Origin of the sequence: Paenibacillus sp. JDR-2, assembly GCF_000023585.1 — a bacterium.
Classification (GTDB): Bacteria; Bacillota; Bacilli; order Paenibacillales; family Paenibacillaceae; genus Pristimantibacillus.
In genome coordinates, this window is the sequence record NC_012914.1 from 4,304,348 (window position 1) to 4,322,465 (window position 18,118).

An 18,118-nucleotide genomic window follows, 5' to 3' on the forward strand; every position below is an offset into this window, starting at 1 on the left:
AATTGCTCCACCGTGCCAAATAACGACAGAACCATTGCACTATTGTTGACGAAAAAAGTCCGGAGCATACGTTCTACGCCGCGCCTTCACGCCTGTTCCCGCTATTCCGGGGACACTGCCTGTCCCGGGAAAGATGCAGCCGGTCAAACAGGCAGCCCGATCCATTGTTATATAGTTTAATGGATTTTGAAGAAACGAACAAGAGAAAACAAGATAAATTGCGAAAACAGACTATTTTATCGTCTTTGCACCCCTGTTTTCGCCCATACGTAGTCCGTCAACTCCGCCGCCATCTCGTAGAACATAAACGGTGTCATGAAGTAAATGCCCTTGAAATGACGGATAGCGGTATCAAGCAGCTCCCGGGAGATCCGAACGCCCTCCGCGCGTCCCTCCGCACCCTCAAGTCCCGCCATCCGCTTCCGTACTTCGTCGGATAATTGAATGCCCGGAACCTCGTTATGCAGGTATTCGGCATTGCGCCCGCTCGCAAGCGGCATAATGCCGATGAACACGGGAACAGGCAAATGCTTTGTCGCTTCCGCGATTTTCTCAATAAGTACCGGATCATAGACCGGCTGGGTCATGATATAATCCGCGCCGGATGCGATCTTTTTCTCCAGCCGCTGGACCGCCTTGTCCAAATGCTTGACGTTTGGATTAAACGCAGCGCCAACGACGAATTTGGCCTTCTGCTTAAGCGGCTTGCCCGAGAAGGCGATACCATCGTTAAGCTGCTTGGTCATTCGGATCATCTCGAAGGAAGTCAGATCGTATACCGAACTGGAATCGGGCAAATCGCCGAAGCGCGCCGGATCGCCGGTAACCGCCAGCACATGGTCGATTCCGAGTGCGTCCAATCCCATCAGATGCGACTGCGTTCCAATCAGATTGCGGTCCCGGCAGGCAATATGGACGAGCGGCCGCAATCCGATTCGCTCCTTCACCAGCGCGGCAAGCGCCAGGTTGCTCATACGGGTCACCGCCAGCGAGTTGTCCGCCATCGTAATGGCATCCGCTCCGCAGGCTTTAATGGCTGCTGCTCCAGCCATAAATTTCGTAATATCCAGATCGCGCGGAGGATCCAGCTCAACAATAACCGCATGTCTTACTCTTACGGTGTCCACCAGCGATGGTTCCGAATTAATCGGCGTGTCCGCCCGCTCCCCGGAAGCATTCTTCACGACCTCAGCCGGTTCCGCCTCTATTACGATAATCTCCGCCTCCGGGGAGTCGGCTATCGCAACGGCTGCTGCCCCGTTTTGCGGCTTATAATCTTTCAACGCTTTCGCCATGGCCGCAATGTGCTCCGGCGTTGTTCCGCAGCATCCGCCGATGATCCGCGCGCCGCGGTCCGCAAATTGCAGGGCGGTCTCGGCAAAATAATCCGGCCCAGCCGAATACTTGTATTTGCCGTCAACATAATCCGGAATACCCGCGTTCGGGAAAATCGATAGCGGGAGCTCTACCGGTCCCCCAATCGACTCAACCGCCCGCATAATTCCGTTTGGACCGCTCCGGCAGTTGAAACCGACAACATCCGCTCCCTCGTCCTTCAATAAAGTGAAGGCATCCAGCAAGCCGGTACCGTCCTGCGTGCGTCCGACATCCTGGGCGGCAAACTGGCAAATGACAGGCAGCTGGGTCAGCTTGCGGGCAAGTCCCAGTGCCAGGCGCATTTCGTCAAAATCATAAAACGTTTCGAACAGAATTCCGTCCACGCCTTCAACAAGCAAAGCGTCGAGCTGACGCTCAAACGCATGGCTGACTTCGGATGTCCGCACATCCTTCAGCTTGCCGGCTCGGATCGAGCCAACAGCGCCAACCACGTAGGCATCCTCGCCGGCCGCCGCTTTCGCAATCCGCACCCCGGCACGGTTAATCGCTTCCATATCCGGCTCCAGGCCGTATTTAGACAACTTGACCAGATTGGCCGAGAAGGTGTTGGTCTCGATTACGCGCGCCCCCGCCTCATAGTACCGGCGATGGACGCCTTCAATGACATCCGGACGGGTCATATTCAATTCTTCGTAAGAAACGCCGACAGGGAACCCCATCTGATACAGATAGGTTCCCATCGCGCCGTCCCCGGTCAAGATACGCTGCTTAAGCTTCGTTCTTAAATCGGGCTTCATATTCATTTCTCCCTATTTCCATTCGCCGCGGTATACTTCGGCTGCAGGTCCAGTCATATAAACATGATTATCTGCTTCGTTCCATTCAATCGTCAGGTCTCCGCCTTTAAGCGTTACAACCGCAGTACGGTCCGTTAAGCCGTTCAATACGGAGGAAACGACCGTTGCGCATGCGCCGGTGCCGCAAGCCAGCGTTGGTCCGGCTCCGCGCTCCCAAACGCGCATCTCCGCATGCTCGCGGGAGATTACGGTAACGAACTCCACATTGATTTTGCGCGGGAACATCGGATGAGTCTCTAGCTTGGGTCCCCAAGTTGCAAGATCAAAGTTAGCGGCATCGTCCACATAGATCACGCAATGAGGGTTGCCCATCGATACCGCCGTGAACCGGAATTCGCGGCCGTCCACTTCAATCGGATGCTCGATTACGCGGTCTTCGTCAACCGTTGTAGGCACTTGCAGGCCGTTCAGAATCGGCGCGCCCATATCAACGCGAACCTGCTGAACTTTGCCGTCCGCTACTTCCAGTTGAACCGTCTGCGCACCGGCGCCAAGCGTTTCGATCGTTAACTCCTCTTTATCCGTAAGACCGTTATCGTAAATGTATTTCGCCGCGCAGCGAATCGCGTTGCCGCATTGCTCCGCCTCCGAACCGTCGGAGTTGATGATGCGCATGCGGAAATCCGCCACTTCCGAAGGAAGGATGTACACCAGTCCGTCAGCGCCGATACCGAAGAACCGGTTGCACTGGTTTTTCGCCAGCTCCGCTACATTGCCCGGCAGCTGCTGCTCGCCGGCGATAACGATAAAATCATTCCCCAAACCATGCATTTTTGTAAACTTCATCATGGTGTTCCCCCTTTACTGCAGCCAATGGATAAAATAAGCTATCATTTTTCCTTAGCATACCGCAAAGCAAAGGGAAACGCTATTCATAATTCCGATCATCATTTGTACTTCGTTACACATTTTTGAACGCCATTTTTGCCGGTTTGCTTTTAGGCTTGCTCGTTCCAAGCACGCTGCCGATACCCATCAGGAAGGTTGGAATGCCGGCGGCCACAAATACCAGACACCATTCGCGGAAATTGAGCGGTACCGTCTTGAAGATCGGCTGAAGCATCGGAATGTAGAGCACCCCGATCATCAGGATCAAGGACGATAGAACGGCCAGCACCAGGTAACGGTTCTGGAACAGGTTGCGATGGAAGATGGAACGCGAGCTGCGGCAGTCAAAGACGTGAATGAGCTGGGCCAATACCAACGTGGCAAAAGCGACCGTCTGCGCCTTGGTAAGCTGCTCTGCGGCTGTACCCGGAGCAAGTTTTAACGTAATCCAGAAGGCGCCTAGCGTACATACCCCGATCAATACGCCGCGGCTGATGATTTTCCAGCCCAGCCGTCTCGCAAATACGCTTTCCTTGGCCGAGCGCGGCTTCTGCTGCATCAAGTCTTTCTCCGCCTGGTCGACCCCCAGCGCCATAGCCGGCAAGCCGTCCGTCACAAGGTTAACCCACAAGATCTGAATCGGCACGAGCGGAAGCGGAAGGCCCGCCATCATCGCCAGGAACATCGTCAGAATCTCGCCGACGTTGGATGCCAGCAGGTAACGGATGAACTTGCGGATATTCTCATAAATGCTCCGGCCTTCTTCGATGGCCGACACGATCGTTGCAAAGTTGTCGTCACTTAATACAAGCGCGGAAGCTTCCTTCGAGACATCCGTGCCGGTAATGCCCATTGCAATGCCGATATCGGCTGCTTTAATTGCCGGTGCATCGTTAACGCCGTCGCCGGTCATGGCAACCACATGCCCTCGTCTCTGCAGCGACTTAACGATCCGCAGCTTATGCTCCGGCGATACGCGGGCGAAGACATAGATGTTGTCGACATGCTTGTCGAGCTGATCATCCGTCATATTTTCCAATTGGCTGCCGCTAAGCGCTACGCCGCCGCGCGGCATGATGCCAAGCTGGTGAGCGATAGCTTCAGCGGTCAATTGATGATCACCCGTGATCATCACCGTCTTGATGCCTGCCCTGCGGCAGGTCGCAATCGCATCGCGCACCTCGCGGCGCGGCGGGTCGATCATCCCGGTCAAGCCGACAAATACAAGCTGGCATTCCACATCGCTTTCCGTCTCCGTCGTTTCGCCGCTGCGGATATCCCGGTAAGCTAGGCCAAGCACGCGCAGAGCGTTTTGCGCCATTTCTTCCGCGGCATCCGCGCATTTTTTCTTGAGCGTTGCGGTAAACGGCACAACCTTGCCGTCCCATAACACGTAGCTGCAATGATCCATCAGCATATCGGAAGCGCCTTTCGTATACACAACCTTGCCTCCCTGGTGCGAGACAAGAACGCTCATCCGCTTCCGTTCGGAATCAAACGGAAATTCCTTTTCCCTCTTATATAAGCCTTCCAGCGATTTCGCGGACATCCCAAGCTTAGCGGACAGTACGGTAAGAGCGCCTTCCGTCGGGTCTCCTTTCAGTACCCATTCTTCCTGTGCCTCTTTGCTTTTCCGTTTCTTCGATTCCTGCTGTTCCGCCTGCGTAATAGTCGCGTTATTGCAAAGCGCCGATACTTGCAGGAGACGTTTGAGGGAGATATCATGCTTCACTTCTACCATGGCGCCATCCTCAAAAGCAGCTCCAACCGGCTCATAGCCTTCGCCCGTCACCTGGAGATGACGGCCGCCCAGCCAAATGTTCGTGACGGTCATTTTATTTTGCGTCAGCGTGCCCGTCTTGTCGGAGCAGATAACCGAAGCACAGCCTAACGTTTCCACGGAAGGCAGCTTGCGGACAATCGCCTTCCGTTTAATCATCCGCTGTACGCCAAGGGCAAGCGCAATCGTAACGATGGCCGGGAGCCCTTCCGGAATAGCCGCTACGGCCAGGCTGACACCGGCGAGGAACATGCCGTAGGCAGGCTGTCCATGCAGAATGCCGGCAACAACGACCATAATCGTAAGTCCGATCGCAACGGCGATTAATATTTTGCCAAGCTGCTCCAGTCTGTGCTGAAGCGGCGTTTCCATTGATTCGGTCTGCTGAATGAGTCCCGCGATTTTACCCATTTCCGTTTCCATGCCCGTCCGGACAACAACCCCTTTGGCTGTCCCGCGGGTAAGCATGGTGCCCATAAAGCCCAAATTCCGTTGGTCGCCCAGCGGCAGGTCTTCTTCGTGAATAGCTGCGGCATGCTTGCCGACCGGCACCGATTCGCCCGTCAAGGCAGATTCCTCGGCATAGCAGCTGTTTGCTTCAATCAGCCGGATGTCGGCCGGAATGCGGTCGCCGCTTTCGAGCAGCAGAACATCACCGTTAACAAGCTCTTTGGCTGCAATCATCAATTGCTGTCCGCCGCGAATAACTTTTGCCGTAGGCGCTGACAGTTCCTTGAGGGCACTAAGGGATTTCTCCGCACGGAATTCCTGAATGAAGCCCAATATCGCATTAATCGCGATAATGGCCACAATCGTCACGGCATCCAAATATTCGCCCAAGAGCCCCGATATGAGAGTAGCGCCCATTAGCACAAGCACCATAAAATCCTTGAATTGATTCAGGAAAAGCACAACCGGGGAAATACGCTCGCCCTCCGCCAGTTCGTTTCGCCCGTTCTTCGACAGCCTGTCTTCTGCTTCCGATGCAGACAGCCCTTGCGCAAGCGAGCTGCCCAGCTTATTCGCCAGTTCGCCCGCTTCCATTTGGTGCCATTTCAATTGTTCCATTGTACGACTCCCTCCCGTATATGCCGAGCGCTCTCGGACAGCCTCTCAAGCCTAAATGTATTCGGACAAACTGCAAAATATCCCACTTAAAGACTTAAGTTTTTGGTTTAACTATGGCATGATAGAGAAAGACATTGATAAAGGAGACTTAACCCTCATGGCCTTAGACGGCATTGTTATTCACGCAGTAGTTGAAGAGCTTCAGCGCTGCATAGGCGCTCGCATTCATAAAATTCACCAGCCGACGGACAATGATCTCGTATTCAGCATCCGCGGCGCGGGGGCGCAGGGCAAACTGCTCTTGTCCGCCAATCCTACGTATCCGCGCGTTCACTGGACGAATGCTTCTTACGTAAATCCGCTGGAAGCACCGATGTTCTGCATGCTGATGCGCAAATATTGCGAAGGCGCGACCATTGAAGCAGTCAAACAAATCGGACGCGAACGGATTATTCATATCGACGTCCGGCACCGCGATGAGCTTGGCGATATTTCGCTTAAGACGATCATTATTGAAATTATGGGTCGTCACAGCAACATTATTTTGCTGGACCCCTCAACCGGTACCATTCATGACGGCATCCATCATGTAACGCCTGCCATCAGTACATACCGGATTGTTATGCCGGGCAGCAAATACACCGCCCCGCCTGATCAAGCAAAGACCGATCCGCTTGCCATGGCAAGCGAAAAAGAATTCCTGGACGCACTCGAGCAGCATACTGCCGAAACCGCCGAACCCTTACCGCCGCAGCGGCAGCTTGTTCAGACGTTCAGCGGACTAAGCCCTTTGCTCGCCAAAGAGATCGTATTCCGTGCGGAGAACGGAAACGGCAGCCTCTGGAACAGCTTTCAGGCGCTTATGAACGATGTTCGGGCACATGTCTACGAACCAACCATAGCGGTGGATGCCAATGGCAAATCCTATTTCTCTATAACTCCGCTAACCCATGTGCAAGGTTCTTCCGAGTATTTTGCTTCAATCAGCGAATGCCTGGAAGCCTTTTACGGCAATAAAGCGGAACGGGATACGGTCAAACAGCGTGCTTTGGATCTCATCCGATTCGTCCAGAATGAGAAAGTCAAAAACGAGAAGAAGATAGAGAAGCTGAGGGAAACGGTCGAGGAAGCACAGGATGCCGATAAATACCGCGTGCTAGGCGAGCTGCTAACAGCTTACATGCATCAAATCAACCGCGGGGACACAACGGTTGAACTCATCAACTTCTATGATGAAGAACAGGCAACGGTCGCGATTGATCTGGATCCGCAGCTTACGCCGTCGGATAATGCGCAGCGGTATTTCCGCAAATACACGAAGCAGAAGAACAGTATTGCCGTGGTTGAAGAGCAAATGGCGATCGCCCAAGGCGAGATATCGTATATGGAAACTCTGCTCCAGCAACTGGACAATGCTTCGCTTGCCGATATCGAGGAGATTAGGGATGAGCTTGTGGAGCAAGGCTATCTTCGCAGCAGAGTGAAGCGCGGACCAAAACGGAAAAAGCCGGCTCGCCCAACCTTGATTTGCTATACCTCCTCCGAAGGCGTCAGCATCTATGTCGGCAAGAACAATACGCAGAATGAATATTTAACGAACCGCCTTGCATCCCCTTCGGATGTGTGGCTTCATACGAAGGATATTCCGGGCTCCCATGTCGTTATCCGCGGAGGCGACTTTGGGGATGCCACCTTGGAAGAAGCAGCTATGCTATCCGGCTATTACAGCCAGGCAAGGGAATCCAGCCTGATTCCCGTGGATTACACGTTTATCCGCCATGTACGCAAGCCAAGCGGATCGAAACCCGGCTTTGTTATCTATGATCATCAGAAGACTCTGTTTATTACTCCCGATGAGCAGCGGATTAAAGCCATGCCATCCCGCAGCGTGAATTAAACGAAAAAGCAGTCCGTCCTCAGCCTGAGGCGGGCTGCTTTTTCGTTTTTTGCTCGATCTATCCTAAATTAGAAATCTTTAACGAACCTTAAATCCTTCGCTAACCTTCTCTGGAATAATGGCCCAATCCGATAAATCCGGGAACCTTAAATTACCTAATCATACTTAACTATATAAATATAGACGACTAACGGTTATTTTTTATTACTTTTATGTCTAGTTACGCGATTATTATTTGTTTTATTAGAAATTTTTGTTTTAAAGGTGAAATAAGGGTTTATAAAAAAATATTTATTTTAGTCCTTTTCTATGGAATTGGTAACTTTTATTAGCTGACTACCCCCTTAAAAAGTCATTAGTATTAAAAGTGCCAAACAAAACTTGTGCTGGCAGACTACACGCTTTCTTGCACAAAAAAACCATTGGGAGGAATACATACATGACTAAAAACAAGATCTTCAAAAAAGGAATTATCACCTTGGCAGGCGTTATCGCATTAACCGGTGCCGTACAAGCCCCTGCGCTTGGAGTAACTACTCCTAAAGCGGCAGCAGCAACCTCTACCCAAAGCACGCAGCTTAGCAAACTGATTACGAAAGGCAAAACCCAGCTTGGCGTAAAATGGCGCTACGGCACGCAGAAGGCCGGTTACGGGTTTGACTGCTCGAACTTTACTTCCTGGGTATACAGCAGCACGCTCGGGATCAAATTTTCCAGCGCTTCCCGCACGCAGCGCTATAGCAGCAGCATCGGCAAGCAAGTTATCGTTGACTCCAAAAATAAATACAAAAACCTGAAAGTCGGAGACTTGTTGTTCTTTAAAAATTCGGCCGATCCGGGTGACGGATCATTAAACCGCTCTACTAGCGGCGGCGGCGGCCATGTCGGCATTTATGCGGGCGTGGTTAACGGCAAGCACTACATCCTCCAAGCCGGCGGTGGACGAGGTAAAGTAACTTACGAAAAAATGGAAGGCACATGGTTTGCGTCTTCGCTGGTTTACGCGAAGAGAATCGTTAACTAACGGCAATATATAGAAATAGCGGTGCAGGGATATCTCCCCTGCACCGCTATTTTTCGTGGAAGCTATCTATCCTTGCGAAGCTGGTCCAGCACCGCCGCATCAACGGTTCTGCTGCCAATCTCGCCGTGGAATATCTCGCCCTGACGCTCCCCGTGGAAGTCCGAGCCGCCGGTCATTATAAGTCCGTGATTCCTTGCCAGCTCCGCGTAACGACGTTCTTCCTCAGGTCCATGGTCGGAGTGGTAAACCTCGATTCCTTGAACACCCTTCGCGATCAGCCGCTCGACCAGATCATCCCGGCCATACAAGCCCGGATGCGCGATTACGCTTGTCCCTCCCGCTTCGCGTATCCATTCGACTGCCTCGAACGGATGGATACGCGGAGGATTCACGTACGCGGCGCCGGCTTCCCCCAAATACCGGTCAAATGCTTCAGCCATCGTTGCAACGGCACCTTTTCGGATTAAAAGCTCCGCAATATGCGGCCGACCAATCGTTTTCCCTTTGCCTCTGCCGCCTCCGGCTAAAGCCTGCTCGGCAGCAATTTGCTCGACCTCTTGCATCGTAACGGGAATTCCGAGCTGGACTAACCATTCTACAATCATCTCATTCCGCGTACCGCGTGTCGCCCGGAGACCGGCTAGACGTTCCTGCCATAGCTCATTACGCCAGTCCGGGTAATAGGCCAAAATATGAATTTCGCGTCCATCAGCAATTGTGCTTAGCTCTACCCCGGGCACAACGGTAATCCCCAGCTTTTGTCCCGCTGCGAGCGCTTCCTCAACTCCTGCCATCGTATCGTGATCAGTGATGGCAACAGCCGCTAGCCCCGCCGCCTTCGCACGGGCAACAACGGCTGCAGGCGGCATCGTTCCGTCCGAAGCGGTCGTATGATTGTGCAAATCCGCTTTTCCTATAACCATTGCTGCAAATCCTTCTCTCTTAAAAAGGTGAGGAACGTAACTGCCGATATCGGCAGAAGCGTGGATTTCAAATAAATCGAGTAGAACTGCCGTTTGAACCGGGTATCTTCAATCGGAATCACATGCAGAAGCCCCAGCGCTACCTCATGCTTTACCGACGATTCGGAGACAAAGGAAACGCCAAGACCGGCTTCAACCGCCGACTTCACCGCGCCCGTACTGCCCAGCTCCATCACAATCTTCAGGTCGGCCGGATCGATCTTTTTCCGTTTAAGCTGCTCCTCCATTACTAATCGCGTACCGGAGCCCTGTTCACGGACGACAAAAGGATAATCTGCCACTTCATCCAACAGAACCTTCTGCCGCTTCGACAGCGGATGATCTTTCGGAACGATCAGCTTGAGCTCGTCGCTCATGACGGCCTCCATCTGCATATCCGGGTGGTTAACTGGAGCTTCAATCAATCCGAATGTCAGCTGATGATTGATAATCTCTTCAATGATTTGAGCGGTATTCATTACCTTCATGCTGATCGATATTTCCGGAAACGTCTGTCCGAACGGACCGAGCAGACGCGGCAAAATGTATTCTCCAATCGTCAGGCTGGCGCCAAGCTGAAGCCGTCCCTTAAGCTGCTTGGTAAACGCCGACATCGCTTGATCCGTATCGCGGATCAGCTCGATGCTTCTCCGCGCGTAAGGCATCAACGCCTTTCCGGCTTCCGTCAAGTCGATCCGTTTGGTAGACCGCTGCAGCAGCTTTGTCCCGAAATAGTCCTCCAGCGATTGCACCTGCATGGTCACGGCCGGCTGAGTCATATGCAGCGATTGGGCGGCCGCAGAGAAGCTGCCACGTTCCGCTACCGTATAAAAAATATGCAATTGATGAAAATTAAGCGCCATCTGTCCGACCATCCTCTCTTCTTAGCGGTTATTATACTACAAATGCACGTAAAAAAGCGCAGCACCCTTTGAAAGGATGCTGCGCTTACATTTCATCGTTTATTTTCTTTTTCGACTGTTTTTCACCAAGGTCATTCTTCTGGAGTGACGAAGCCATGAATAGTATGATTTCAAATCCCGCAATTCGATCGTCTCCGACATGCGTCCCAAAAAGGTGACTACAATCATCTTGTGCAGCGGGTTGCCAAGCAGATCAATGTCTGTTTCCGATGGGGCAAATTCAGCAACAAACACCAGATCGTCGTCAATCAGGTAAACATCCTCTTCATTCCGGTAATAAGGCTCAATTCGTCCTTGCTTCAGGCATTCCCATAAGAATTCGGCAATATCCTCGTAGCCCGTCTTCTCAGTTTCAACCCGATCCACCCATCGGCTCCTGGCATGGTTTGTAATAACGATGTCCGCCACTTTCTTATCGCCCAATTCGATATAGAAAGTTTCATAAGTGCTCCATCTTCTAGTCGTTTTGTCCTTCATCGTTCACCACACCTCCGTCTTAGGAACCAGGTCTTTTTTACCACTTTTATGTATAAGGATATTTTAACCATGATTGTCCGAGATTTCAACAATAAAATAAACTCAGCCCATAAATGTAATTATTTGTAAAACTTAATAAAAGAAAGAAGATCGCCGTACATTGGTCTCTCTGTGTACCAGCGATCTTCCCGCAATTTTATTTAATTATTATTAACTTCCTTGCTTGAATTTCATAAATGTTCACAGCTTATGAAATTCTAGTTCTACATGCTGTAGAATCTGGTCTTATCCTCGGCATCTTTTGTATATTCTGTCTTTAATTCGTTGCGGTAAGATCGTTCAACCTTGCGCACGAATGGAAGACGGCTTATTGTTTTTACCGCTTCCTCCGCGCGTTCTGCGTTCATATATATCACGACATAATGCATCTTGCGCGACATATAATGAACGGTTCCGTACTTTTCTAGCGTTCTGGCCGCTTTCAGATCGCTCACCCATATGATATAACCTGTCCGTTCCGGTAACAACATCTATTCCCTCCGTCGAGTCAAATCAAGCAAAGGTCTATCCACAGCCGCCGCTACCGCAGCTACAGGAGCCGCCGCCTCCGCAGCCGCCCGTTTTCCCTTCATTGCTCGGCACCTTAATCGTATCGGACACCGATTCCGCAATCATGCGGGATACGTCATACAGCATCGTATCCACAAGCTGCTCAGCCGTCTTGAATCGTTTCACCGCTTCAATCTGGTCCAGCTCCCGCTCGATTTGCTTCACTTTATCCTTAGCTGCATGATAATCCGGATGGAATCTGCCGAATCGCTCGCATTCCGAGAACAGCTCTTTCGCTTTGGCGAATTGCTTGGACAGCAACTTCACCCGCTCGTCCTCCTGTACAGCTTCTTTCCAATATAAATAGTCGGCAACTTCCGCCGATTGGTTAATAAAGTCACCCAGCTCGTAGGCGCACATCAACAGCGACGCCATATCCAGCGAAGAAACGCCGCTTGCACCATCATAGGGCAGAACTGTGGTCGTTGGCATTCGTTCACCCTCTTTTCTTTTACACTTGCTTAGAAACTATCATATCATAATCATTCAATGAATAGATACAATTTTACACAAATCCACTCACTCCCGGCGCAACCAGCTTCATCCCTTCCCACATTTCCGGGGACAAGCATACTTCGCGGTGCGTATCCGCTTCACGCAACAAGCCGGTAACGGTCCAGCCGTTCCCGCTCCTCTCCAGCCTCGCAGGCACAAAAGCCACAACGTTTTCTTTTATCCTTAATTGGACCGGAGCCTGCCAACTCAAAGCCCTTTCCAGAATCTCAAAGCGCGTGGAGTGATGATAAGACCTTAACTGCTGCATCCAATTTATAGGTACCCGTTCAAGCTCGGGCAGAAACCGCTCTATCCTGAAATCCTCATGATTCATGAGCTCGCAGCCCGCAAACGCCCGTCCGGAAAAACGGAGCGGGAATCCGCCTTCTTCTGATTGGTCTTCAAGCGGCAATTCGGGATACGCGTCTGCCGGCGGCTTCTTTTCCACTTCCGTCTGTTTTCCCCAGTCCGTCAAACTGGTTTCAAGCAAGGACGAGATAAGCATTCCGCCGGAGGCCGATTGCAAAAAGGCTATAACCGAAGCAACACACCGTCCGTGAGTAATTGCCCGTTCTATTGAGCTTCGCGATAATTGCCATACCGACAGCTGATCATCACTCTTCCTGTCTGCCACAAGCTCCAGTTCCCATCGGATACTGTAGGGACAACCTGGAGGAACAAGCAGATCGCCGTTAGGTTCAATCATAATGGGCTCGGGTCTTGCTGACGGACGCTGCTCATTATAGATAAACAACGGTATCATCGTCCACCGGAGCATTTTGCTGTCCCCCGCCCATGCGAGCTCTAACCACCCAAAGCTGCGCAGCAGATTCAAACAGGCACTGCGGCTCTGATCCCACTCCATGCCTTTTAAATCAAGCTCAGGGAGCTGATCAGCAATAGCCCCATCCGGATACCAAGTCCCTGGTTCAAGCCGGGTCAACAGCGCCATGACATGCCACATCGCAGGCTTTTTCTCCAGAAGCTCATTCAGGCACCACTGAAACAATAAAGACTCCCGCGTAAGCTCCCCCTTCGAGAACCAGGCAGCAAGCGTTTTTTCTTTCCACCTTATCAGCTTCCCTTCAAAGGCCAATACACCTAACTGGTTGCTAAGCTTCAGCACGAAAGATACGGCGGGATTGTAAGGATCCGTTTCCTCCTGCCGCCAGCCGGACTGAAGAAGATCCGCATCCGTAATAGAAATAGCCTGCATAAGCCTTGCGGTTGTTTTCTTCGGCAGAATTCCCTTTGCCGTCAGACCAAGACCGCTTCGGGCCAGCTCCGCCCAAGCGGCCAGAAGCTGCCTTCCAAGCGGCTTAAGGGCCATATCCTCCTGCCGCTGCTCCCATAATCCGCTTATCCTATTTACTTCAGGCCATTGACCAAACGGAAACAAATAGGGATGCCACTGCATAAAACAATCGCTTGGCATCGCATATAGGCGCTCACCCCAGCCTTGACGAAGCGCTAAAACAATTCCCGCATTTTGCAGCTGGATCAATCCGTAACGGAACTCTGCACCCGAGAATCTCTGCCGCAATGAAAAAAGCCGCTCCTCCGAGACGGGACCGGCTCCAAAGCAATTATAAAATGCCCGCAAGACGGCGGCGCTTGCTTCGTCCATTTGGTCCACCGCTTCTTGAATGGACAGCCTGTCGATTACGGCTTCCTCCCATTTCAATTCACGCTCTGCCGCACCAATCCAGAAGGGAGACATCATGAATTGCTGCTTCACATGGCTCGCCAGTTTTTCCGACCATTCTTGTATAAAAATGACGAATCACTCCCTTACTAGTGTTTTTCAAGCTCGTATTGGTATCCTTGCTCAAGCAGGAACATCTGACGCCTTGCGGCATATTCCGTTTCGCTGGTGTCATCGGTCACAATGGTATAAAACCAGGCTTCATTCCTTCCTTCCTTCGGACGTAAAATGCGGCCTATCCGCTGCGCTTCCTCCTGCCGTGAGCCGTAACTTCCCGAAATTTGAATGGCCACGGCCGCATCCGGAAGGTCAACTGCAAAATTCGCAACCTTTGATACCGCAAGAACAGGCACACCTCCCGACTTAAACTGTTCATATAAGCTTTGACGTTCATTTTGCGGCAATTCTCCGGTTATAACGGGTACCTCTAATGAGTCGGCAATGGAATGAAGCTGATCAAGATATTGTCCGATTATGAGAGTTGGAGTTCCCTCATGACGTTCCAGCAGCTGGCGGACAACCGGTACCTTGCCGGGATTCTCCGCTGCCAGACGCAGCCGCGAGCGCTTCTCCGCCGCATGGTACAGCTCGGATATGCCTTGATCCATCGGCACCCTTATTTCCGTGCATTTAACCGATGCAATGTGCCCTTCCGCTTCGACCGTTTTCCATTGCAGCTCGAACTGTTTTGGCCCAATCAGAGAAAAAACATCCTCTTCGCAGCCGTCTTCCCGGACCAGCGTAGCCGTCAATCCAAGCCTTCTGGTCGCTTGGATATTGGCTGTCATGCGGAAAACCGGCGCAGGCAGTAGATGCACTTCGTCGTATATAATGAGCCCCCAGTCGCGCTCGGAGAACAGCTTCATGTGATGAAACGAATCTTTTTTCGACTTCCGGTGGGTAAGAATTTGATAAGTTGCGATCGTTACGGGACGGACCTCCTTCGAGGCGCCCGTATATTCCCCGACTTCCGCCGGCTGAAGGGTTGTCTTGTCCAGCAGTTCTTCCTTCCATTGCTGTACGCTGGTTGCGTTGGAGGTGAGAATAAGCGTAGCGCTATTCAGCCTAGCCAATGCCGCGATGCCAACGATGGTTTTGCCCGCTCCGCATGGCAGTACAATAACGCCGCTGCCACCTTGAATCGTCCCCTCTTTATAAAAAAGATCAACCGCCTCCCGCTGATAGTCCCTCAATTCGAAGGATCTGCCGCTCATCGTTAACGGTCTAAGCGCCACGGATAAAGCTTCCCCCGTATGATAGCCAGCCAAATCGATAACAGGGAACCCGAGGCGGATTAATTCCTGTTTAAGCTGACCCCTGTATTCCGGATAAACCTCCCATGAGCCATCGCTTCCGCGTTCCTTCAGACATTCCAGAATGGTCGGATGCCCCGCGAGCTCTTCCAGCAAAGAATCGTCCCCGTACAACAGGAGCTGGCACTCGTTAATTTCCAGCCGAAGCTTGCCGTACCGCTCCATTAGCATACGGATATTCGTCTCCAATACTCCCGGCAGGCCGTATCTGGCATAATTTCTTAGGGATTCGATAACCGTTGCCGCATCCATGCCGGTAGAAGCCGCATTCCACAAAGATAAAGAGGACATTTTATAAGTATGCCAATTTCCCGGACGTTTCACGAGCTCAGCGAACAAGATTAGCATCCTGCGCGCTTCCTCCGATAAAGGATGCTCATAATCGAGCAGCACCGTCATATCCGATTGAATAATTAACGGTCCATCCTGTCGTTCCAACATATGATCTCCTCCAACGTTCTTAGCGGTAAGCATTCACCTCCCAGTATGCAAAAATATCCAGCATTTTATACGAAAAACGGGATTCTCCCAAGGCATTCGCCCCGGAAGAATCCCGTTATTTCATCTAATGCACATGCTCCGATATTTCATTAAGCACCGCGCCGGCCTCGTGAATGAAGGCATCCCGGACAGCCAGATCGCCAATCGCGACAACTCCGATCAACTGCCCGTTTTCCACGACAGGAAGACGGCGAATTTTATGCTTGGCCATCAGACCTGCCGCTTCATCCATGGTTGTACCCGGTTCAATGGTCAGTAAATCGGTTGTCATTACCTTCTCAACGGCTGTGGAGCCGGAATGCTTATCCGCATAACCGCGGACGACAAGATCCCGGTCCGTTACGGCGCCAATCAGCTTTGAACCTTCTACGATAGGTATAAATCCAATGTCATGCTTCTTCATTAAGACGGCAAGCTCATATACGTTATCCAGTAAAGTTGCCGTAATGCACGGCGAGGACATAACCTCTTTGATCGTTTTACGCAAGGCGGACAAACCTCCTAATCGGAATATCTTCCATTAGGATATCCAGCCAGAAGTATTGTCATCCTGCCGCAAAATCTTCCGCCATTTGAATAAGCAGCTGGGCGGAATGCACCATGGCACGCTCATCGATATCAAAACGCGGATGGTGATGGGCAAATACAACCCCCGTCTCCTCATTCCCGGCCCCAACAAACATAAAGCACCCCGGTACCTTCTCCAAATAATACGAGAAATCCTCTGCGACCATCATCGCTTCGGAACGAAGGGTATTCTCGGTACCAAACAGCTCGCCGGATACCCGGAAGAAACGGTCCGCTTCCTGCTCGTCGTTGATGACGGGCGGATACCCGATACGCATATGGTAGTCGTATTTCGCTCCGTACATGCTGCAGGTATGGTTGATCAACTGCTCAAGCCTGTCATGCGTAAGCTTTCGGGATTCCTCGTCGAATGTACGGACCGTCCCTTTCATCGCGCAGCGCTCCGCAATGACGTTATTGGTCGTTCCGGCCTGGAAGGAGCCGATTGTAACTACCGCGGGCTTCAACGGATCAACGTTGCGGCCAACAATGGATTGAACCGCCTGCACGAGAGCCGAGCCGATTACGATTGTATCTACCGTTTTGTGCGGCATTCCGCCATGTCCGCCAAGGCCTATAATCTCTAAAGTAAATTCATCCGCCGCAGCCATGAAAGGTCCCGGCTTGGTTGCAGTCTGGCCATACGGAATTGGCGACCACAAGTGTACCCCGTATATGGCGTCTACGCCGTCCAAGGCCCCGTCTTCAATCATTCGGATCGCGCCGCCCGGAGTCTGCTCCTCCGCAGGCTGGAAAATCAACCGGCGCTCTCCGGCCAGCTCCGCTTTATGCTGCTGGTAGAAACTCGCTACGGCAAGCAATGCCGACGTATGTCCATCATGCCCGCAGGCGTGCATCACGCCGGGAACCTTGGAGCGGTATTCGCATTCCTTTTCATCCTGAATCGGAAGGGCGTCAATATCCGCGCGAAGCGCTATAACCGGACCCGGCTTTTCCCCTTTTATCGTAACCAGCAGACCATGTCCGCCAACGCCTTCGCGCACCTCGCAGCCGAAAGCCTTTAGTTGCTCCGCGATCCACCGCGATGTATGTACCTCTTGAAAAGACAGCTCCGGATTCTGGTGGAGATGTCTGCGCCACCGGACCATTTCCGGATAAAGACGCTGCAGCTGCTCTTTTATATAGCTACTAGTCTTCATTGGACACACCTCCTAAAAGTTTTGTTTGGAGTAAACGCATAAACCTTACAAAAGCGTTGTGAAACAAAACTTATTTCCATCTATTCTAACAGAACGGCGCGATGCGGCAAAGAGAAAGCATGGCTCTAGCAGAGAGTAAGTCTTGCGCTGACTGGGGAAACATACTATCATGGGAAAAGATCTACAAATACGTTTTGCGCGTTTCCGCAAAACGGGCTTTGCCAGCATAAACCTTACATTCCACAAGCAACTATAGGAGGAAATAACGATGATTATTGAAAACTCGGGTCTTAACGGCCTTCAAAGCGATCTGGCTCATCTGGACGAGTCTGCCGAGCAGCTTGGCTTTGTACGTTGGCAGTGGGAATACTATCGCGCTACTTACGATCTGAAGCTGGAAGATCAGGCAACAAACTCGGAATACTTCCTGCGCGTCAACACTCGCGCTGTTGAAGGCAAGCTCGAAAATCCTAATGCCGTTCTTGCAATTGAACACGTATACATCGGAAAAACTACATTCCCTCATGGACTTGAATACGAATCTCCGGTTCCGCAGCCAATTATGGCCATTGCAAATCAACGCCTCGAGAAGCTGAAACAGCTGCTTGCCTAAT

The 18,118-nt window shown here is 51.7% G+C and carries 15 protein-coding genes; 3 read left to right on the plus strand and 12 right to left on the minus strand.

From position 1 onward, the window contains the following. Window positions 1-236: 236 nt before the first annotated feature. From PJDR2_RS18980 to PJDR2_RS18990, 3 genes are all read right to left on the minus strand, one after another. Window positions 237-2,135 carry a bifunctional homocysteine S-methyltransferase/methylenetetrahydrofolate reductase gene (locus PJDR2_RS18980; RefSeq protein WP_015845337.1) on the minus strand — a complete coding sequence of 633 codons (1,899 nt, stop codon included), beginning with the start codon at window positions 2,133-2,135 and terminating at the stop codon, window positions 237-239. A 12-nt stretch (window positions 2,136-2,147) separates the two neighbouring features. Then, entirely contained in the window at window positions 2,148-2,981 is an 834-nt protein-coding gene (dapF, locus tag PJDR2_RS18985) for a diaminopimelate epimerase (protein ID WP_041614404.1), read from the minus strand. A gap of 115 nt (window positions 2,982-3,096) precedes the next feature. Further along, window positions 3,097-5,871: a calcium-translocating P-type ATPase, SERCA-type gene (locus PJDR2_RS18990; RefSeq protein WP_015845339.1), complete on the minus strand. Its 2,775-nt coding sequence runs from the start codon at window positions 5,869-5,871 to the stop codon at window positions 3,097-3,099. 157 nt (window positions 5,872-6,028) lie between these two features. Between PJDR2_RS18990 and PJDR2_RS18995 the strand changes: the two genes are divergently transcribed. Both PJDR2_RS18995 and PJDR2_RS19000 read left to right on the plus strand, forming a co-directional pair. Then, window positions 6,029-7,768 (plus strand): Rqc2 family fibronectin-binding protein, encoded by a 1,740-nt coding sequence (locus PJDR2_RS18995; RefSeq protein ID WP_015845340.1) that lies wholly within the window; start codon window positions 6,029-6,031, stop codon window positions 7,766-7,768. 439 nt (window positions 7,769-8,207) lie between these two features. Next, window positions 8,208-8,792, plus strand: a complete 585-nt coding sequence (locus tag PJDR2_RS19000) for a C40 family peptidase (protein WP_015845341.1) — start codon at window positions 8,208-8,210, stop codon at window positions 8,790-8,792. A 62-nt stretch (window positions 8,793-8,854) separates the two neighbouring features. Here PJDR2_RS19000 and PJDR2_RS19005 read toward each other — a convergent pair whose 3' ends face one another. The 9 genes from PJDR2_RS19005 to PJDR2_RS19045 all read right to left on the minus strand — a co-directional run bounded on the left by PJDR2_RS19005 (window position 8,855) and on the right by PJDR2_RS19045 (window position 17,504). Beyond that, window positions 8,855-9,715, minus strand: a complete 861-nt coding sequence (locus tag PJDR2_RS19005) for a PHP domain-containing protein (protein WP_015845342.1) — start codon at window positions 9,713-9,715, stop codon at window positions 8,855-8,857. Continuing rightward, window positions 9,706-10,617, minus strand: a complete 912-nt coding sequence (locus PJDR2_RS19010) for a selenium metabolism-associated LysR family transcriptional regulator (protein ID WP_015845343.1) — start codon at window positions 10,615-10,617, stop codon at window positions 9,706-9,708. Before PJDR2_RS19010 ends, PJDR2_RS19005 begins: the two co-directional genes overlap by 10 nt. 99 nt (window positions 10,618-10,716) lie before the next feature. Next, entirely contained in the window at window positions 10,717-11,154 is a 438-nt protein-coding gene (locus PJDR2_RS19015) for a hypothetical protein (protein WP_015845344.1), read from the minus strand. A 263-nt stretch (window positions 11,155-11,417) separates the two neighbouring features. Next, the gene (locus PJDR2_RS19020; protein WP_041614405.1) at window positions 11,418-11,681 is read right to left on the minus strand and encodes a YlbG family protein; all 264 of its coding nucleotides are present in this window, start codon (window positions 11,679-11,681) and stop codon (window positions 11,418-11,420) included. Between the two features lie 37 nt (window positions 11,682-11,718). After that, the gene (locus tag PJDR2_RS19025) at window positions 11,719-12,195 is read right to left on the minus strand and encodes a YlbF family regulator (RefSeq protein ID WP_015845346.1); all 477 of its coding nucleotides are present in this window, start codon (window positions 12,193-12,195) and stop codon (window positions 11,719-11,721) included. Between the two features lie 73 nt (window positions 12,196-12,268). Beyond that, window positions 12,269-13,996 carry a hypothetical protein gene (locus PJDR2_RS19030; RefSeq protein ID WP_150106519.1) on the minus strand — a complete coding sequence of 576 codons (1,728 nt, stop codon included), beginning with the start codon at window positions 13,994-13,996 and terminating at the stop codon, window positions 12,269-12,271. A gap of 56 nt (window positions 13,997-14,052) precedes the next feature. Further along, entirely contained in the window at window positions 14,053-15,717 is a 1,665-nt protein-coding gene (locus PJDR2_RS19035) for a DNA repair helicase XPB (RefSeq protein WP_015845348.1), read from the minus strand. Window positions 15,718-15,841: 124 nt separating this feature from the next. After that, entirely contained in the window at window positions 15,842-16,264 is a 423-nt protein-coding gene (locus PJDR2_RS19040) for a CBS domain-containing protein (protein ID WP_015845349.1), read from the minus strand. Window positions 16,265-16,322: 58 nt separating this feature from the next. Beyond that, window positions 16,323-17,504 carry a M20 metallopeptidase family protein gene (locus PJDR2_RS19045; RefSeq protein WP_015845350.1) on the minus strand — a complete coding sequence of 394 codons (1,182 nt, stop codon included), beginning with the start codon at window positions 17,502-17,504 and terminating at the stop codon, window positions 16,323-16,325. A 268-nt stretch (window positions 17,505-17,772) separates the two neighbouring features. Here PJDR2_RS19045 and PJDR2_RS19050 point away from each other — a divergent pair, with 268 nt between their 5' ends. Beyond that, window positions 17,773-18,117, plus strand: a complete 345-nt coding sequence (locus tag PJDR2_RS19050) for a YugN family protein (RefSeq protein WP_015845351.1) — start codon at window positions 17,773-17,775, stop codon at window positions 18,115-18,117. The last annotated feature ends 1 nt before the right edge of the window (window position 18,118 follow it).